Genomic DNA, 16413 nt, shown 5'->3' with positions numbered 1-16413 from the left:
CAGCGTCCCTTTCAACCGCGGATCAGCCGCCATGCCTCATCCACAGACAACGGCTGCTTCATCCGTTCGGCAAGCATCGCCATCGTGCGCTCTTCATCACAGGCGACCGCCGCCGTCACCACGCCATTTTTGCCAAACAGCCCGATAAAAGGCGGGTTGCCAGGATCACCCTTGAACTCGACTTCGTCCCAGGCTTGCGCGCAACCAAGGTAGTCGTAGTTTTTGCCAAAGTGCCAAGTCCAGAAGTACGGCACGTCGAGGTAATGTTCATCGCCACCGAGCATGTTCGCCGCCGCGATCCGCGCCTGTTGTTGCGCTAGGCGCCAATGTTCGATGCGCTGGGGCTGGCCGTTAAGTGTGAACGTCGCGATATCGCCAGCCGCCCAGAGCCCATCGGCTACGCGCATCCCGCCGTCGACCAGCAGCGACTGGTCATTTTCCTTCGGCAGATCGGTAAAAGGCGCAGTGGCGGGGGTGACGCCAATCCCGACCAGCACCAGGTCCGCTGGCAGACGCTGGCCATTATCCAGTTGCACCGCTTCGACTCGCGTCGCTCCTTCAATCTGCGCTGCCTGCCCCTCGGTTCGGTACACCACGCCGTTGGCCTGATGCAGCGCCAGAATCGCCTTGCCGACGCTGTCACCGAACTGTTTGGCGAAAGGCACCGGATGGCGGGCCAGCACCGTGACCTCCAGGCCGTATTGGCGCAGGGAGGAAGCGGATTCCATGGCGATGAAACTGTCGCCGATGATCACCGCCCGCTGACCGGCCTTGGCGCTGTGCAGAATCTGTTGCGCATCCGCCTTGGAGCGCAAGACGAACACTTGCGGCAGGTCCGCGCCGGGCAATTGCGGTCGAACGGGGATACCGCCTGTCGCCAGCAAGGCGGCGTCGTACTTCAGCGATTGGCCGTTGACCAGTTGTAGCGTTTTGTTGGCGGCATCCAGGCTCGCCACTTCAGCGTTCATTCGCTCGATTCTTTGCTCCCGGTAGAAGTCTTCGTCGCGCAGGGGCGGGATTTCTTCCAGTGGTGTCTGTCCGGCAATCACGAATTTGCTCAGTACCGTGCGGTCGTACCCGGCGTTGGCTTCGCGGTCGATCAGTAGCACCCGACCGCCAAAGCCTTTTTCGCGCAGGGCCGAAGCCGCCGCCGTGCCCGCGGCTCCCGCACCGACTATTACAAAAGTGCGCTCGTCATCGGCCGGTGGCGTGTGAGCGTCTTGCAGTGGCTGATCGTCGACCCAGATTTCGTCCCCGCGCACTTCAAGCGGGTAGCGCTTGAGGCTGTCCAGGGCTGGCGGTTCACACAATCCGCCGTCCTCGATCCGAAACTGTCCCTTGTGCCATGGGCACGTCAGCCGCCCATGGCAGAGCGCGCCTTCGACTAGAGGCGCTCCGGCATGCGGGCATTCGCCTTGATAGGCGCGCACGTGATCGCCGACTTTAAGCAGGAGGATCTTGCTGTCCTGGACGCTGACTTCCAGGCCACGTTCTTCGGGTATATCGGCGAGATGGGCAACGCGATGCAGGGTCATGATCGCTCTCCAGACAGGCGTTTAAATTAAGAGTCTGGCGCTTAACTCGAGGTTCATCCAATTGCCACTGCCACCGCGCAAACGGTCCAGCTATAGTTTGCTCGCCGACCTCGGCCCCACCCGCACCAGGTACTCCCGGTATGACCCGATTGACCTCTCTGACCCCTTGGCTAGCGGCTGTCACAGTCGCCCTTTGCGTGCAATTTCCGGCGCAGGCCCAGGAGCGTTTTACCCTGAACATCCCAGGCGTCTCGGATGATCGACTGTTCACCTCGGCTGCCGCCAGCGACGCCCCGGGTTGCGGCGGACACAACGTTTCGCCAGCGCTGAACTGGAACGCCGGCCCTGCAGGCACGCTCAGCTACGCCATCGTCATGCACGACCCGGATGGCCAGAAAGGCCAGGGCATCGATCATTGGGTGCATTACGGCATCAAGGCCGGCACTCACCAGATCCCGGCGGGCGTCGGCGCAAAATCCGCGCTCGAGGGCGTCGGCGGTACCAACAGCAAAGGCACTACGGGGTACGTCGGGCCTTGCCCACCGGTTGGCGACAGCGCACATCACTACATCATCCAGCTCTTTGCCCTGGACCTGGCCCCGGATGCCCTGCCAGCCGGCCTGACGCGCACCCAGCTGCTGGAAAAAATCAAAGGTCATGTGCTGAAAAACAGTAGTGTGGTGCGGCGCTACCACCGCTGAAGATTTTTTTAGCACGGGTTAACCCGAACCGTCCGGGCTGTCCGTCTCACGGGATGAATGGATCAATTTCCTCCTGAGGTCAGCCCCCATGTCTCTCCCTCTGCATGTTCTACGTCCGGTCGCCCAGGGTTTTACCGCCGGGCTGTTGCTGGCGATTGCCGGTTGCGGTGTTTCTTCGAAACCTGAGTCCGCAGCGGTACCGCCACCGGCTCAGGCGGAGCTGAAAACCGAAGCGGTGCAGCATGAAACTGTCATGGCTGATGCAGCGGTGGCCAAACGCAGCGTAGGCGCGGCGCCCATGACCCGTTTCGCGCCGATGCCGGGCGCAGAAACTTATCCACAGGGCTATCGCGATGAACAGCGAGAGCAATACCAGGCCTTGGCAGACAACCCGATCCACAGTGTCGCCGAAACACCGGTATCGACCTTCAGTGCCGACGTCGACACCGGCGCTTACGCCAACGTCCGCCGCTTGCTCAATCAGGGACGACTGCCACCGCAAGGGGCGGTGCGGCTGGAAGAGATGGTCAATTACTTTCCTTACGATTACGCCTTGCCCACCGATGGCTCGCCCTTCGGCGTGACCACGGAACTGGCAGCCTCACCCTGGAATCCGCATACGCGTTTGTTGCGCATCGGCATCAAGGCCTCGGACCGCACGGTCTCGGACCTGGCCCCGGCGAACCTGGTGTTCCTGGTGGACGTGTCCGGCTCGATGGATCGCCGCGAGGGCCTGCCGCTGGTCAAAAGCACCCTGAAATTGCTGGTCGATCAACTACGCGACCAGGATCGGGTGTCGTTGGTGGTCTACGCCGGGGAATCGCGCGTGGTGCTGGAGCCCACTTCCGGACGGGAAAAAACCAGGATCCGAACAGCCATCGACCAATTGACCGCAGGGGGGTCCACTGCCGGAGCCTCGGGTATCGAGCTGGCTTATCAACAGGCGCAACAGGCATTTATCCCCAAGGGCATCAACCGCGTTCTACTGGCTACTGACGGCGACTTCAACGTCGGCGTCAGCGACTTCGACAGCCTCAAGCAAATGGCTGTGGATAAACGCAAGACAGGCGTATCCCTGACCACCCTGGGTTTCGGTGTGGATAACTACAATGAACACCTGATGGAACAACTGGCCGATGCTGGCGACGGCAATTACGCCTACATCGACAACCTGCGTGAAGCGCGCAAGGTGCTGGTGGATCAACTCGGCTCGACCCTTGCCGTCGTGGCAAAAAACGTCAAGCTGCAAGTGGAGTTCAACCCCGCGCAAGTCAGCGAATATCGCCTGCTGGGTTATGAAAACCGTGGATTGAAACGTGAGGATTTCAGCAATGACAAGGTCGATGCCGGTGAAATCGGTGCAGGACACACGGTGACGGCGTTGTACGAAATTGTCCCCACGGGCGAGAAGGGCTGGTTGGAGCCGCTGCGCTACGCTCAAACGGCCGCCGCTGCTTCCGAAAAGAATGGCGAATTGGCGATGCTGCGTGTGCGTTATCAGTTACCGGAAGGCGGGAACAGTCGCTTGATCGAACGCCCGATCGCTAACGAACCGGCCGGCAAGCCCAGCGATGACTTGCGTTTTGCAGCGGCGGTGGCGGCGTTTTCCCAACAGCTCAAGGACGGACGCTACACCGGCGAGTTCAGCCTCAAGGACACCGAAGCGCTGGCCCGTGGCGCCCGGGGCGATGACCGCTTCGGCCTGCGCAGTGAGTTCGTACAATTAGTGGAACTGGCGCAGAGCTTGCGCACCACCACGGCGTCCAATCCAACTGCCACTGAACGACGGATTGAATAGTGAGCCGATTGAAGGGGTTCATCAGCCAGTTGTTTGCACCCGCAAGCAGCCTGGATGCCAGCAGTGACGAAGCGCTGCTGGCCCGTTATCGCGAGGGCGATGGAGCGGCGTTCGAGATTCTGTACGCGCGCCATCGCCAGGGCTTGTACCGGTTTCTGCTGGGGTTGAGCGGCAGGGCTGAACTCGCCGAGGAGGTCTATCAGGAAACCTGGTTGAGCCTGATCCGCAGCGGCAGCCAGCCACAAGGTCGGGCGACTTTTCGTACCTGGCTCTACCAGATTGCCCGCAACCGCTTGATCGATCACTGGCGCAAGCACGGCGTCCATCAACCGCTGCACGACAGCTACGACGAGCAGGCCCATGCGCTGGCCGATGAGACGGCTGATCCTGAGCAGTTGCTGAGCCTGAGCCGCGACAGCCAGCGCCTTGACGCCGCCCTGCAAGCCTTGCCCGCCGACCAGCGCGAAGTGTTCCTGCTGCGCGCCTACAGCGATCTCGATTTGCCACAGATCGCCACCCTCACCGAAACACCGCTGGAAACCGTCAAGAGCCGCTTGCGTTACGCCCAGCAAAAACTGCGTCGGCTGCTGGCCGAGGAGGTACTGACATGACTGACGCCAAGCACACCACGGAACACCAAACGCTCGACCATTACCGCGAGCAGGCCACTGGCGAACCCCCGGCGCATCTCGACGCCTTGATCCTGGCCGCCGCGCGCAACGCCGTGCCCGCGCCAAAGCCAGGCCTGTGGCAGCGCTGGATTCGCGCCTGCCAGCAACCCCGCTGGCAAGTGGCATTCGCCAGCCTCGTCGGCATCGCGCTGATGCTTTCGCTGGTGCAGCGCACGCCTGAGCAAGTGCCAGGCTACGACTTCGCGCCTGCGCCCAAAGCCTCGGCACCGATCGCCAAACAGGAAACCGAAGCAGCGCCACCAGCGGCGGCCCGTTCCCTGAAGGCCCCGGTTGGCGCGCTCTCCGCACCTGCACCCGCCGCACCCATGGCGGAATCGATGGCCCCGGCGCAAGCAGAATCCTTCAGTGCCGGCATGGCAGACGAAGCCAAAACCAGCAAACGCACCGCAGCCCCGGTTAAATCCCTGGATGAGCAACTTCGCGAAGTGCTTCGCTTGCAAAAAGCCGGGCACAAGCAAGCCGCCGATAAACTGCTAGCCGATTTGCACGCACGCTTCCCCGACGAAAACCTCAGCGCCCGACTCAAGGATCTGCAGAAAAACTGACCGGCACAGCGCTCGTCGATTTGGCATCAAGGCCCGAAAGCGCGCACTATCGGGCCATAGTCGATGCGTTGGAGGATGCCGTGACAAAAAAAATCGACCGCATCGCCCAAATGCTCAACTGCCCGGAAAAGGGCGAGGAATTACGACGGGCAATTACCGAGAGTCGTAAGGATTTTCTGCTGAACCAGCAGGAAGAGGGTGACGCTGAGGAAGAAGACGTTCTTGAAGAGGAACAATTCGAGGACGATGAGGACGATGAGTACGACGAGTTTGACTGGACGACGGAGTAATCATTGGTGCAGGGTCATCTCTCATGGTGATCCTGCACCAGTAACCGATATACGCTAAAGCGATCTACCCCGGCCTGACTCGCTCGCGTCCTCAGATCTCTTCCCAGCGCTTGCGCAGTGTTCTGATCAAGGCATTACCGCGTAACGGACGGCCATCCGGTCCACATAGTGCAACCGATCCAGTTGGCAGACCGAAGACCTCTTCTATCCGCAAGCGAATGCTGCTGACCTTGGCGTCCGAGCGTGCCGCACGATAACGCGCTGCTTTTCTGCTGACGGTTACGACCTGGTCCTCGTCTTGTTCTTCCTGATTTTCAGCTTCCCAGTCGTCGTCCTCCTCGAGCTCCTCCCATTCGTTGTCGGTGCCCACGACTTCGCTGGCAACTTTTTCCTCTTCCCCTCCATGGGAATACCAGGTGCTGCCATCCTCTTTTTCCCAAACTAAGCCATCTTCGACGTGGAATGTCCGCACGGCTTCTGAGGATGGTACGTAGTCGCTATAGCGAGACTTGACTCCTGGTAGTCGCTCAAAGCCCGCACCCAGCGCCATCAGTACTTTTTGCGGACCCGCCACCAATAAAAACTCAGACCAGCAAGGCTCGCGGAAATTGACACTGACCGTGCCATATAAATAGAGGGTGGCTCGCAGTGTCGAGTCGTCCGCGGCCAACTTGGATAAGACCTCCATCACGGTGCGATAAATGCTGTAGCCGGCTGCTTCAACGCTTTCCGAGTCCACCTCGACAGTCGGGAGTGGGGTCTTGCTGTTGACGAAGGCGAGGTCGGTTACTGATTTCTTGATCATTTTATCCATCCCTTGAACCATTACAGTGGCTGGCGAATGCCAGTCGTAGGGTTATTTCCTGAATCAGCCCTGAGGCCAATGTCGGTAGCGCCAAGTCATAATTACACTGACTGAACCTTTGCCTTCTCTAGAACCTCTCGAGCTTTACGCACCATCAAGTCGAAGCGGTCTACTAGTTGGGTCATCACTTCCAGCGTGTCCGCTTCTTCTTCACTGTCATGTATCTCCAGCAGTTTGCCGATGCACTCCACAACGGCTGGCGACCAACATTTATCTTCCTCGGCTACATCCATCAGTGCGCGCAAGGTATTAAGTCCGCGTTGGCCACCCGACGTGATCGCCTCGGCCTCTTTGTTAAAACCGGTCTGCTCCGCTTTCGAGAGATCAAGGACGAAGGCCTCCTCCTGCGTTTCGATCGTGGCCTGTGCGTCTGGCTCGCCCTCGGTCTGCGCAACCGCCACCAACTCGTCAATGAAGGCCTTTGCGTCGTGACTGAGGAACTGCACGGTGCTCAAGTGGGTATTGCGTTTGGGTGCCTGAGGAAGAAAGAACAGAACCTGTTCACCTTCACCCAGGACCGTATCGCTCCACTCCCGGAGGGTTTGTCCGTACGACAATCGCGGATAGTTGATACGCGGATACAGACGTTCCACTACTTCGTCACTCAAGGAGTCTGGATCGACCAGTACGCCGTATTTACGCAACAAGTCGAAGGTGACTTTGGAGCGACGAGTCAATAGATCACGGTCTACGCCCTTGTGGCACTCCCCGGCCTGGACGCGCTGAGCGGCCAACAGCGTGCGGTTATCCAAGACACCCACCAGATCGCCCAAGGCCTGCTCGGCACTGATGCCCTCAGGAGGCACCCATTGGGCAAGAATGGACTGTGCGCTGGATAAAGCGTCGGCGATGGTTTGGTTGGCGCTGGGCATGGAAAGTCCTTTTAAAGAATGATTCTGGAAATGAAATGGTGATAAAACGCTAGTGGCGAATTGATGGCTTTCGCCGCAAATGGTGCAGGGATACGGTGCTCACGGCAAGTAGGTGAGCGTTGTTGGGGAATTGACCGATCTCCATTCGGTCTATCGGGGCCAATAAGCAGGGGAGAGCATCAATCAATTAGCAGCCGAAATCGCTGGATTGCTAGTCGTTATCCAGTTTTGGCAGGCCACTTAGAACGAGAGCGGCCATTCCATCCAGTCGCGCTTTGACCTTCTCCCAATGCGGCATCACCTGCGTCAACAACCGATAAAACCGTTCACTGTGGTTGTGTTCAGCGATATGACAGAGCTCATGAAGGATGACGTAATCAATGCACTCGCGGGGTGTTTTCACCAGGTGAGGGTTCAAGGTGATCCGACCATTTGGCGAGCAACTGCCCCATTGGGTTTGCATCGTTTGAATACGCAACGGCGGTTCATCTGCTACCCAAAGCGTTTGTTCGAGTAGGGCATGCAAGCGACGATCGAACACATCCCGTGCGCGGGCTCTGTACCAAGCCCTTAGCAGTTCGCGAACATTTTCTGCAGTTTTGTGCCTGACAGAAACCTCCAGCTTTCCTCGCAACATACGGACTTGAGGAGTGTCTCCGGGAGCCTCTATCACCTTGAGCACATGTTGTTTGCCTAAGTAATAGTGGCTTTCCCCACTGACGTACTGACGAGGCGTGACATGCGTCAGCAGCGCTCGAAACTGTCGCAGCTGCTGGTAAATCCAACGACCACGATGCTTTAACGCCCGCAATACGTCTTCGTCGCTGGCAGTAGCCGGTGCCTGTACTGACACCCGGCAGTCAGGATCAACTTTGATCAGCAGGCGTTGCACCTGCCGCGCCTTAGGCGCCCGCTCAACCACAATCAGTTGGTCGGCATAGTGGAAGCTCAGCCAGTGTCTGGTCGGACGCCCACCAGCTTCAGGTAGAAGTATGGGAACACTCATGCAGCGCTCAAGCCTACACGGGTGATCTGAACGACCCATTCAACGATGGTTTTTGCCTGATCCATCCCTGCGCCAATGGCTTTGCACTCCTTGAACATCAGCGGCAGCAGTTTTTTGCGAATATCTGCTTCAATGTTTTGAGGGTTGATCGAGTGTTCAGCCACCGAAGCCGTTACCAACTCTTCCAAACTAAAAGCCAATTTGACCCACGCGTCCTGAGCTGCAGAGTCCAGCGCAGCGAAAGCGGCGGGTAGGGTCTTTTTAAAGACACCGTAGTACGCCTGCGCATGCTTGTTGCCATCAAACGCATCGGGCAACTCATCCAGTTTGCGTGCCTGTACTTGTTGCTCAAACTCGAGGAACAACAGGTACTGTTTGAGTGGATGGTCGAAGAGCTTTTCCGCTTCCTCAATGGCTTGACGCAACAGCGTTGAAAACGCCTCCCTGGCATAGGGGTCGTCAAGCATCTCCTGTTCGATCATCTTGCTCACGCGAGTCTTGATGATGTCAGTCTCGTTACGGGTTTTCTCTTCGCTCCACTCTTCAGGCTTCTTCTGGCCCATCTTGCCGACTTCATAAACGCCATGAGGGTCGCGCACCTCAACTCCGACCACGTGCTTATCAAGCAACTTGCGCACCTGATCGGCATATTGATCATAGTTAACCGTTTCCCCTGCATCCTGCTTGGCCAAAAGTCGCAGGCTGGAGAGCTGTTTCAGGGTGTCCTTGTAGTGGTCACGATCTGCATCGCTGAAACTGGTGTCTTCGAAAAACGAAGCGGATTGCAGCGCAACTTTTAGGCAGCTGGCAAATTCGCTCAGGGCTTCGTAGAAGTCCTCGCGAACCTTGAGGTTGATGTCAACGAGCTCGCCATCACGTTCTTGCATTCGGGGGACGAGCACATGACGCAATTGCTCGATATCACCTTTGTTTTTGACGTTGGCAAAAGTCGCCCAAAGGGCTTTGTACAGTTGTGGCAGGCGTTTGTATTCGCTGCTCATCGGGTCATACAGACCGGCGATGTCATTGATGTCATAGCCGCCCTGCGTACGAGATGCCAAGTCCTGGTACTTCTGAATGGTGGTGTCCAGCTCGGTCAGGATGCCGCGGTAGTCGATCAGCAGGCCAAATTTTTTCAGCGGATGCAGACGATTGACTCGGGCAATGGCCTGAATGAGGTTGTGTTCCTTGAGCGGCTTGTCGATGTACAGCACGGTGTTTTTCGGCTCATCGAAACCGGTCAGCAACTTGTCCACAACGATCAGCAGTTTGAGCGAGTCATCCTTGTCGAAGCGCTCGATCACCTGCTTGGTATAGGTTTGCTCATCCGTGCTGCCGACATTCTTGGCCCACCATTGAGTCACCTCAGGTGTAGAAGACTCATCGACTTCAAGGTTGCCTTCGCGGCTGTCCGGTGGGCTCATGACAAGGGCGCTTTCGAACAAACCCGCTTCGTCCAGGTACTTCTTGTACTTGACTGCCGAAGCCTTGCTATCACAGGCGAGCTGACCTTTAAGGCCGGCATCGATGTTCTTCACGAAATGGTTGGCGACATCAAGGGCAATCAAACGGATGCGATCCTCAGAGCTGTAAATCGCCCCCTTCTTGGCGAACTTGCGCTTGAGGTCTGTCTTTTGTTCGTCCGTCAGCCCTTCGGTGATACGCGCAAACCAACTGTCGATGGCGCGCTCGTTAACATCCAGATCGGGCTTACGCTCTTCATACAGCAGTGGCGTCACGGCCTTATCCTCAACCGCACGCTGCATTGTGTAGGCATGCACAATCGGGCCGAACTTGTTGGTGGTTTTGTCTTTCTTGAGCAGCGGTGTACCGGTGAAGGCGACATAAGCCGCATTCGGCAGCGCTTGTTTCATGCGAATGTTGTTTTCACCGCCCTGGCTGCGGTGACCTTCGTCGATCAGCACGATGATGTCCGAGCTGGTATTGACGCACTCCGGCAGTTTGGTAGCGCTGTTGAATTTCTGGATCAGCGAAAAAATGATGCGTTCATTACCACGACCAATTTGTTCAGCGAGGCGAGTGCCAGAGGTGGCCATCGCAGCGGTACGGTCTTTTTTACCTGAGAGCTCTCCACTTGATGCGAAGGTTCTGCTCAGTTGATTTTCCAGGTCAATCCGGTCGGTGACCACCACGATGCGACATTGTTTAAGGTCGTCGTGCAGAATTAACGCCTTGCTTAGAAACACCATGGTGAACGACTTACCTGAACCAGTGGTATGCCAAATCACCCCACCTTCACGACCACCGTCTTTGCGTTTCAGGCTGATTCGTTCAATCAGTCGCTTGATGCCGAATACCTGTTGATAGCGGGCAACGACCTTGCCAGCCTTTTTATCGAACAAGGTGAAGTAACGAATCATGTCCAGGAAACGATCGCGGGATAACAGGCCAATCAGAAGTTCGTCTTGACCGGTGACGGCTAGCTCACCGCCAGCCAACAAACCTTCGTACCAGGGCAGGTCCCCGACAGGCCTATGGGCAAACAGCTTGTTTTTCTGGTCAGTGCTGAGGGGACGATTTTTTATCGCATGCTGTTCAGTGGTGGCGAAATCTTCTTCGCGCCACGCCGCCCAGAACTTCGTCGGGGTGCCGCAAGTCCCATAGCGTCCGTCGCTGCCATTGATCGATAGCAAGAGTTGGCTGTAAGCGAACAACCGAGGGATTTCATCGTGGCGTTGATTGCGCAAGCTCTGTGATATGCCAGCATCAATGGTCGGGCCTTTCTGGGCGTTGCCGTCCGGGCGCTTGGCTTCAATGACTACCAGAGGGATGCCGTTGACGAAGCAGACAATATCCGGGCGCCGCGTCTCCACTCCGCCACTGCGAAGCACGCGGAACTCTTCAGTGAAGACAAAACTGTTGTTGCTCAGATCCTGCCAGTCAATCAATGCGATGGTCGGGTTGGCCCGTTTACCATCGACAAATTCGGTCACCGAAATGCCATACAGCAGATGGTTGTAGAGCCGTTCATTGGCCGCTTGCAGCCCTTCATTCATGGCCGGGCTGCAGACTTCGCTGATCAGGTTGTCGATGGTTTTGGAGGACGGCGAACATTCGTTGCCTGCAAACATGAACCGTCGTTTGCTCAGTTGCTCACGCAGTACATCACGCAGCACGACTTCATCGGTTTTGCCAGACCGCGCGCGCAGCGCTTGTTCAGGCGACAAAAAGTCCCAGCCAAGATTGCTCAGCAGGGCCAACGCAGGCAATTTCGCGCTGTATTCTTCCTGGAACTTTGGGCCGCTTATCATGGTGCGAATTCCTTGTTTGTCGCCGGTATTAGTTTGGCTTCTTGTGGCTACTGAGGCGCTTTTCCAGGCGTTCCAGTTCTGCCAGTTCCTGAGTGTCTGCGTCTCGCGCTTCTGCGCTTCTGCGTTGTTGGTCGAACGCTTCATAACGTTCGTGGGCAACGTTTTTCATCTGCTCGTGGCTGACGCTGCCGGCTGTACGCAACAACGGCTGCTCGTTAAAGGCCATGAAACTGTCGATGTAGCGCCGCCAATCTTCCAGTTTTATGTGCTGGCGCTGTTTGGCGCGTAGCTCGGCGAAGTCCAGGAACATGCTGACCAAGCGGTTGAGCTGATCCAGCTCTTCGCCATTTAGATAGTTTTTGGCGATCACTACATCCGCCTTACGCACACGGTCGCCTTTGAAACTGAGCAAGTTCATGTTCGGCACGCTGGCATCGGCGCGGCGCACGATCAGTTCGGCAGCGGTATGTCCGGTCACTGCAAAAAACAGCTTGTTCTGTACTTCGGCGAACAACCGCACGGTGTCTTGCTCATTGGCGCGATAGTCCTCGGCCAAAGAAAAGAGATCACGAACTTTCTGATAGAAGCGCTTCTCCGACGATCGTATGTCGCGGATGCGTTCGAGCAGCTCATCGAAGTAATCCCAGCGAGGCTCCTTGAGGCGGGCGTCGTCCATCACGAAGCCTTTGATCATGTACTCGCTCAGCGTTCGGGTGGCCCACTGGCGGAACTGCGAGCCGCGGGTTGAGCGTACTCGATAGCCAATCGCAATGATCATCGGCAGGGCGTAGAGCTGCGTCTGGTACTCCTTGCCATCAGCGGCAGTTGTCAACTTTGAGTTGACAACTGCCGCTTCGGTCAGCTCGCCATCGGCCAAAACCGCCTGGATATGCTTGCTGATGTTTTGCTTGCTGGACTGATACAGCTCGGCCAGCTCCAGTTGAGTCAGCCAGACCTGACCATTCATTTCCCGCAGCGTGAACTGCGCCAAGCCGTCCTCGGTGCTGTAAAGGATCAGGTCGCTAATGGTCATAAGGCAGCCACCTCCTTGACTCGGCGTTTGCCAGTAAGGAGTTGTTGCATGAGAGATTTTTTCTCTTGTTTTAGGCAGGTGAGTTTTTGCTGGAGAGTTTCGATTTCGCAGTCGGCGGCGTCCAGAATTGAAGCAATTTTGTGCTGTTCATTCACTGGTGGCAGCGAAATTTCAAGTTTACTTAGATCATTGAAATAAATTCGCACGCGAACGCTGCCATTACCGGCTCTATTCATATAGTCAGCCCAGCGCTCTGATTTGCGAAACTGATCAAAGTACGAGGTTAGTATTACATTTTCATCGCAGCTGAATACAACGTAGTCGGGGCTAACCAAGCAATCGTTTTCGCCATTCCAGCGACAAATTGAGCCGACATTAATACGCATTGGGTTGTAAGCAAACCAACCATTTTTTACGACTTTGTATCGGTCGATAGTTTTGCCGATTGTCTGCTCCCTCATAGGAATCATTCCGAGAGATTTGTTGACCGACATGACTTCGTCAATTCCAAGTTGAGAGTTGGAGTTGCGAAGGCTGGAAGCGACCAAGCAATTTGTTATAGGTTTCTTTTTCCACTGCTCGGAAAAACCTGAAAAACGCTTCGTGCCTGACAGCAACTGCGCCATAAGCGCATTTTTTTGCTGTTGGCAACGGGTGATTAGTTGATCGGTGGTGGTAATGGCTAGATCCCATGTGGAGAGGATTCTAGCAATTCCTTCCTGCTCAGTACGAGCTGGGTGATAAATGCTTAGTTTTTTTACTTCCCCAATGTTTATGCCTTTAACTGCTTGGCCAACAGTATTTAGCTCTATTTGCCGTTGGATGTCAGGGGATTGAAGAGCGTAGTAGACATATGTAGGGCTGTCATTCGAAGATACTCTTATTCTCGCTGTATCTTGAGTGATATTTGCTCCAGTTAGAGTCTTCGGTACGATCGCGACTCTTCCTGTTGTTCCCCTGATTGTAAGCAAAAGGTCTCCGCCTTTGACTTCGGCTCTCTTATATTGTTTATGGATTTCAGGAGAGGTGAACAGTAGGTTGTCTTCAAGAATTTTTCCGCCAATGATATTTTTTACTTTGATTATAGGAATCCCGCCAGGATGGTTTTCCCCAGGTTTCAGGATGCCGTAGCAAATTGGACCGTCAGGATCAACAAAAAAATCGAGGGGGGTGAACCTAGTGTTAGTTGGATTCATAGCCAAGTTCCTTTAAATAGCTATCCATCATAACTTCTAGCTCAGCCAATTTTGCTTTTAACTCTTTACGGTTTGCGCGTACAGCAAGTAGATCAATTTCGGCTTCTTCCTCGAAGGTTTTAACATACCGCGGGATGTTCAGGTTGTAATCATTTTCCTTTATCTCCTCGAGATTCGACCGATGACTGTATTTGTCTGAGTTGATGCGATGACGGTAGGTTAACAAAATATTCTGAATATGCTCTTCGCTCAGTACGTTCTGATTCTTGCCGGATTTAAACTCTCGGCTGGCATCGATAAACAACACGCTCTCATCGGTCTTGGCCTTGTTGAACACCAGAATCGCAGCCGGGATGCCAGTACCGTAAAAGAGCCTTTCCGGTAGACCAATCACAGCATCTAGCAGATTTTCATCAACCAGTTTTTGGCGAATCTTGCCTTCGCTGGAGCCACGAAAAAGCACGCCGTGCGGAACGACAACCGCCATGCGCCCAGTCTTAGGTTTCAGTGTTTCGATCATGTGCAAAATGAAGGCGTAATCACCCTTGGTTTTCGGCGGAATACCACGGTTAAATCGACCGAATTGGTCGTGTTCTGCGGTGTCATGGCCCCATTTGTCCAACGAGAACGGCGGGTTGGCGGTCACAATATCGAACTTAAGCAACTGTCCATTTGGGTCGAGCAATTTAGGATTACGCAACGTGTCGCCCCACTCGATCTTGTGGTTGTCCTCGCCATGCAGAAACATATTCATCTTTGCCAGCGACCACGTGGAGCCAATGGCTTCCTGACCATACAGAGCGTACTGCTTGCTGCCATGGTGCTCACGCACTTTACGCCCGCACTTCATCAACAACGAGGCCGAACCACAGGCTGGGTCACAAATCGAATCGCCCGGTTGTGGATCGAGCAGTTCGGCGATCAGTTCGGATACTTCTGGCGGGGTATAGAACTCACCTGCCTTCTGCCCGCCGCTGGCAGCGAAGTTCTTGATCAGATATTCGTAGGCGTTACCAATCACGTCGAGGCTGCCGACGCGGGAGGGTTTGAGGTTGAGTTCAGCTTTGGAAAACTCTTCCAGCAGATCACGCAGGATGGTGTTTTTCTGCTTCTCTTCACCGAGACGATCGGTGTTGAAGGAGATGTCCTGAAACACGCTTTTGCCGGCGTCTTTTAGCTTGGTGCCGTTGGCTTCTTCGATCGCATGCAGCGCCTGGTCAATACGTTCACCGTTGCCCGGCTCATGGCGCTGTTCATACAGCGCATAGTAGCTGGCGTTGCGTGGCAGCACGAAGCGCTCGTTCTTGAGCATTTCCTCGATCAGCTCAGGCTCGTCGCCATACTCTTTACGATAATTGTCGTAGTGATCCTGCCAGACATCGCTGATGTACTTGAGGAACAGCATGGTCAGGATGAAATCTTTGTAGGTGTCGGCGCTGATTGTGCCGCGGAAGATATCGCAAGCCGCCCAGAGCGCCTTGTTGATGTCGTCCTGTTTTACTTTGCCACTCATGGTTGTTCCTTAATCAGTTGCTGATAAATGCCCTGGAGCATTTGTTCGCGATTCGTGTGGAGCTGGGCGATCAGTTGATCTTCTTCATCCCAGAGGCGCTGTAAGTGAGCCAGCCTGGTTTGGGTTTCCAGCGATGGCAGCGGAATTTGCATGTGCATCAACGAATGCTTGCTGATGGCCTGAATGCTGCTGCCGCTGCGTTCAAGGCTTCGTTGACTCTGGGGAAGGTTGATCATCCAGCACAGGTACTCCGGTAATACTTTTGATGTTTTCGGGCTGAGAATGAAAAATTGGCTACTCGCTACAACCTGTTGCCCTTCTCTATATAAAGCCGCGTTGTTGGTATCGCCCCGAGCAACGACTGCGATTTCACCCGGTGTCAGCGAAGGCGGGGCTTTGCTGCCCTCCCAGCGAACAGACATGAGCAAGTCAGGAGCGATCACGGCGCGCTGACGAACGTCTTTGATCTGCAGGACCTTAACGTCCCCAGCTGGATCATTCTCAAGCGCTCCACGGAATGTGTAACCGGATCGGACATCAGCCAGTTCGCTCAATATGCATAATCGGGTTGGCATAATTCTCTCGAGATAGAAGCGCCATCCTTGGCGTAGGTGCTCAGACCGTACAGTGTGGCGCCTGGTTTTTCAGCCACTGCGTCACTTCCTGCGACAAGCCGACCCACGCGCCTTCCCCCTGAAGGCGGGTGACCAGCAGCCCATCATCCTTATCCAGAGCCATCTGAAGATTGTCCCGGACCTCAACAGAGCTCTGATTGGTGACAATGAGCCAGGTGGACTCCAAGGCATGGCACCAGGTGCCGTAAGCCTTGATTCGCTGATAAAGCGACAGATAGTCACGTTGTTTACGCAGGTCGTAGCTGATTTGGTAAAGTTTCATGGCTTTAGCTTTCCTAGTTGGTCAGTTATCGCAATCGCGGCAGGCTGCAACCTGCCGCACCCCCCAAAATTTCTCAGTACAGTCGCTATGAAAATGGTGGCGACTCAATATCGCTCGGAAATCTCCTACGGTCAAATGTAATTTTGTGAAGTAGGTCGTCTATGGAGTTGGCTCGTAAGAAAGGGTATTCGGATAAGG

General features: G+C 55.5%; 15 protein-coding genes. 5 read left to right on the top strand and 10 right to left on the bottom strand.

Annotation, left to right across the window (positions count from 1 at the left end; genetic code table 11):
• Positions 1 to 11 precede the first annotated feature (11 nt).
• The gene (locus PG5_RS04285; protein WP_020795856.1) at positions 12 to 1535 is read right to left on the bottom strand and encodes an apoptosis inducing factor family protein; all 1524 of its coding nucleotides are present in this window, start codon (positions 1533 to 1535) and stop codon (positions 12 to 14) included.
• 140 nt (positions 1536 to 1675) lie between these two features.
• On the opposite strand from PG5_RS04285, the gene PG5_RS04280 reads away from it, so the two are divergent.
• The 5 genes from PG5_RS04280 to PG5_RS04260 all read left to right on the top strand — a co-directional run bounded on the left by PG5_RS04280 (position 1676) and on the right by PG5_RS04260 (position 5561).
• Positions 1676 to 2236 carry a YbhB/YbcL family Raf kinase inhibitor-like protein gene (locus tag PG5_RS04280; RefSeq protein ID WP_033045200.1) on the top strand — a complete coding sequence of 187 codons (561 nt, stop codon included), beginning with the start codon at positions 1676 to 1678 and terminating at the stop codon, positions 2234 to 2236.
• A gap of 88 nt (positions 2237 to 2324) precedes the next feature.
• A complete protein-coding gene (locus PG5_RS04275; protein WP_020795854.1) occupies positions 2325 to 4034 on the top strand; it encodes a VWA domain-containing protein in 1710 nt (569 codons plus the stop codon).
• A gap of 29 nt (positions 4035 to 4063) precedes the next feature.
• A complete protein-coding gene (locus tag PG5_RS04270) occupies positions 4064 to 4645 on the top strand; it encodes an RNA polymerase sigma factor (RefSeq protein WP_223194248.1) in 582 nt (193 codons plus the stop codon).
• On the top strand, positions 4642 to 5271 hold the full coding sequence (locus tag PG5_RS04265) for a hypothetical protein (protein ID WP_020795852.1): 630 nt from the start codon (positions 4642 to 4644) through the stop codon (positions 5269 to 5271). Before PG5_RS04270 ends, PG5_RS04265 begins: the two co-directional genes overlap by 4 nt.
• Before the next feature lie 20 nt (positions 5272 to 5291).
• The gene (locus PG5_RS04260; RefSeq protein WP_256227981.1) at positions 5292 to 5561 is read left to right on the top strand and encodes a hypothetical protein; all 270 of its coding nucleotides are present in this window, start codon (positions 5292 to 5294) and stop codon (positions 5559 to 5561) included.
• A gap of 91 nt (positions 5562 to 5652) precedes the next feature.
• On the opposite strand, the gene PG5_RS04255 is transcribed toward PG5_RS04260, so the two are convergent.
• The 9 genes from PG5_RS04255 to PG5_RS04215 all read right to left on the bottom strand — a co-directional run bounded on the left by PG5_RS04255 (position 5653) and on the right by PG5_RS04215 (position 16215).
• Positions 5653 to 6366 (bottom strand): hypothetical protein, encoded by a 714-nt coding sequence (locus PG5_RS04255; RefSeq protein ID WP_155943709.1) that lies wholly within the window; start codon positions 6364 to 6366, stop codon positions 5653 to 5655.
• Positions 6367 to 6467: 101 nt separating this feature from the next.
• Positions 6468 to 7298 carry a hypothetical protein gene (locus tag PG5_RS04250; protein WP_020795849.1) on the bottom strand — a complete coding sequence of 277 codons (831 nt, stop codon included), beginning with the start codon at positions 7296 to 7298 and terminating at the stop codon, positions 6468 to 6470.
• Between the two features lie 211 nt (positions 7299 to 7509).
• A complete protein-coding gene (locus PG5_RS04245; RefSeq protein WP_052024670.1) occupies positions 7510 to 8304 on the bottom strand; it encodes a M48 family metallopeptidase in 795 nt (264 codons plus the stop codon).
• Complete coding sequence (locus PG5_RS04240) at positions 8301 to 11576, bottom strand: type I restriction endonuclease subunit R (RefSeq protein WP_020795847.1); 3276 nt, start codon at positions 11574 to 11576, stop codon at positions 8301 to 8303. The genes PG5_RS04245 and PG5_RS04240 overlap by 4 nt, the downstream gene beginning before the upstream one ends.
• 28 nt (positions 11577 to 11604) lie before the next feature.
• Positions 11605 to 12609 carry a virulence RhuM family protein gene (locus PG5_RS04235; RefSeq protein WP_020795846.1) on the bottom strand — a complete coding sequence of 335 codons (1005 nt, stop codon included), beginning with the start codon at positions 12607 to 12609 and terminating at the stop codon, positions 11605 to 11607.
• On the bottom strand, positions 12606 to 13805 hold the full coding sequence (locus PG5_RS04230; RefSeq protein ID WP_020795845.1) for a restriction endonuclease subunit S: 1200 nt from the start codon (positions 13803 to 13805) through the stop codon (positions 12606 to 12608). Before PG5_RS04230 ends, PG5_RS04235 begins: the two co-directional genes overlap by 4 nt.
• A complete protein-coding gene (locus PG5_RS04225; RefSeq protein WP_020795844.1) occupies positions 13792 to 15318 on the bottom strand; it encodes a type I restriction-modification system subunit M in 1527 nt (508 codons plus the stop codon). Before PG5_RS04225 ends, PG5_RS04230 begins: the two co-directional genes overlap by 14 nt.
• Positions 15315 to 15872, bottom strand: coding sequence for a restriction endonuclease subunit S (locus PG5_RS04220; RefSeq protein ID WP_256227977.1), 558 nt, complete (start codon positions 15870 to 15872; stop codon positions 15315 to 15317). Before PG5_RS04220 ends, PG5_RS04225 begins: the two co-directional genes overlap by 4 nt.
• Positions 15873 to 15933: 61 nt before the next feature.
• Positions 15934 to 16215 carry a hypothetical protein gene (locus PG5_RS04215; RefSeq protein ID WP_020795842.1) on the bottom strand — a complete coding sequence of 94 codons (282 nt, stop codon included), beginning with the start codon at positions 16213 to 16215 and terminating at the stop codon, positions 15934 to 15936.
• Between the last annotated feature and the right edge of the window lie 198 nt (positions 16216 to 16413).

The organism is Pseudomonas sp. G5(2012) (assembly GCF_000408945.1).
GTDB classification, from domain to species: domain Bacteria; phylum Pseudomonadota; class Gammaproteobacteria; order Pseudomonadales; family Pseudomonadaceae; genus Aquipseudomonas; species Aquipseudomonas umsongensis.
The sequence above is the reverse complement of the archived record's forward strand: the minus strand, read 5'-3'. Positions and strand labels throughout refer to the sequence as shown.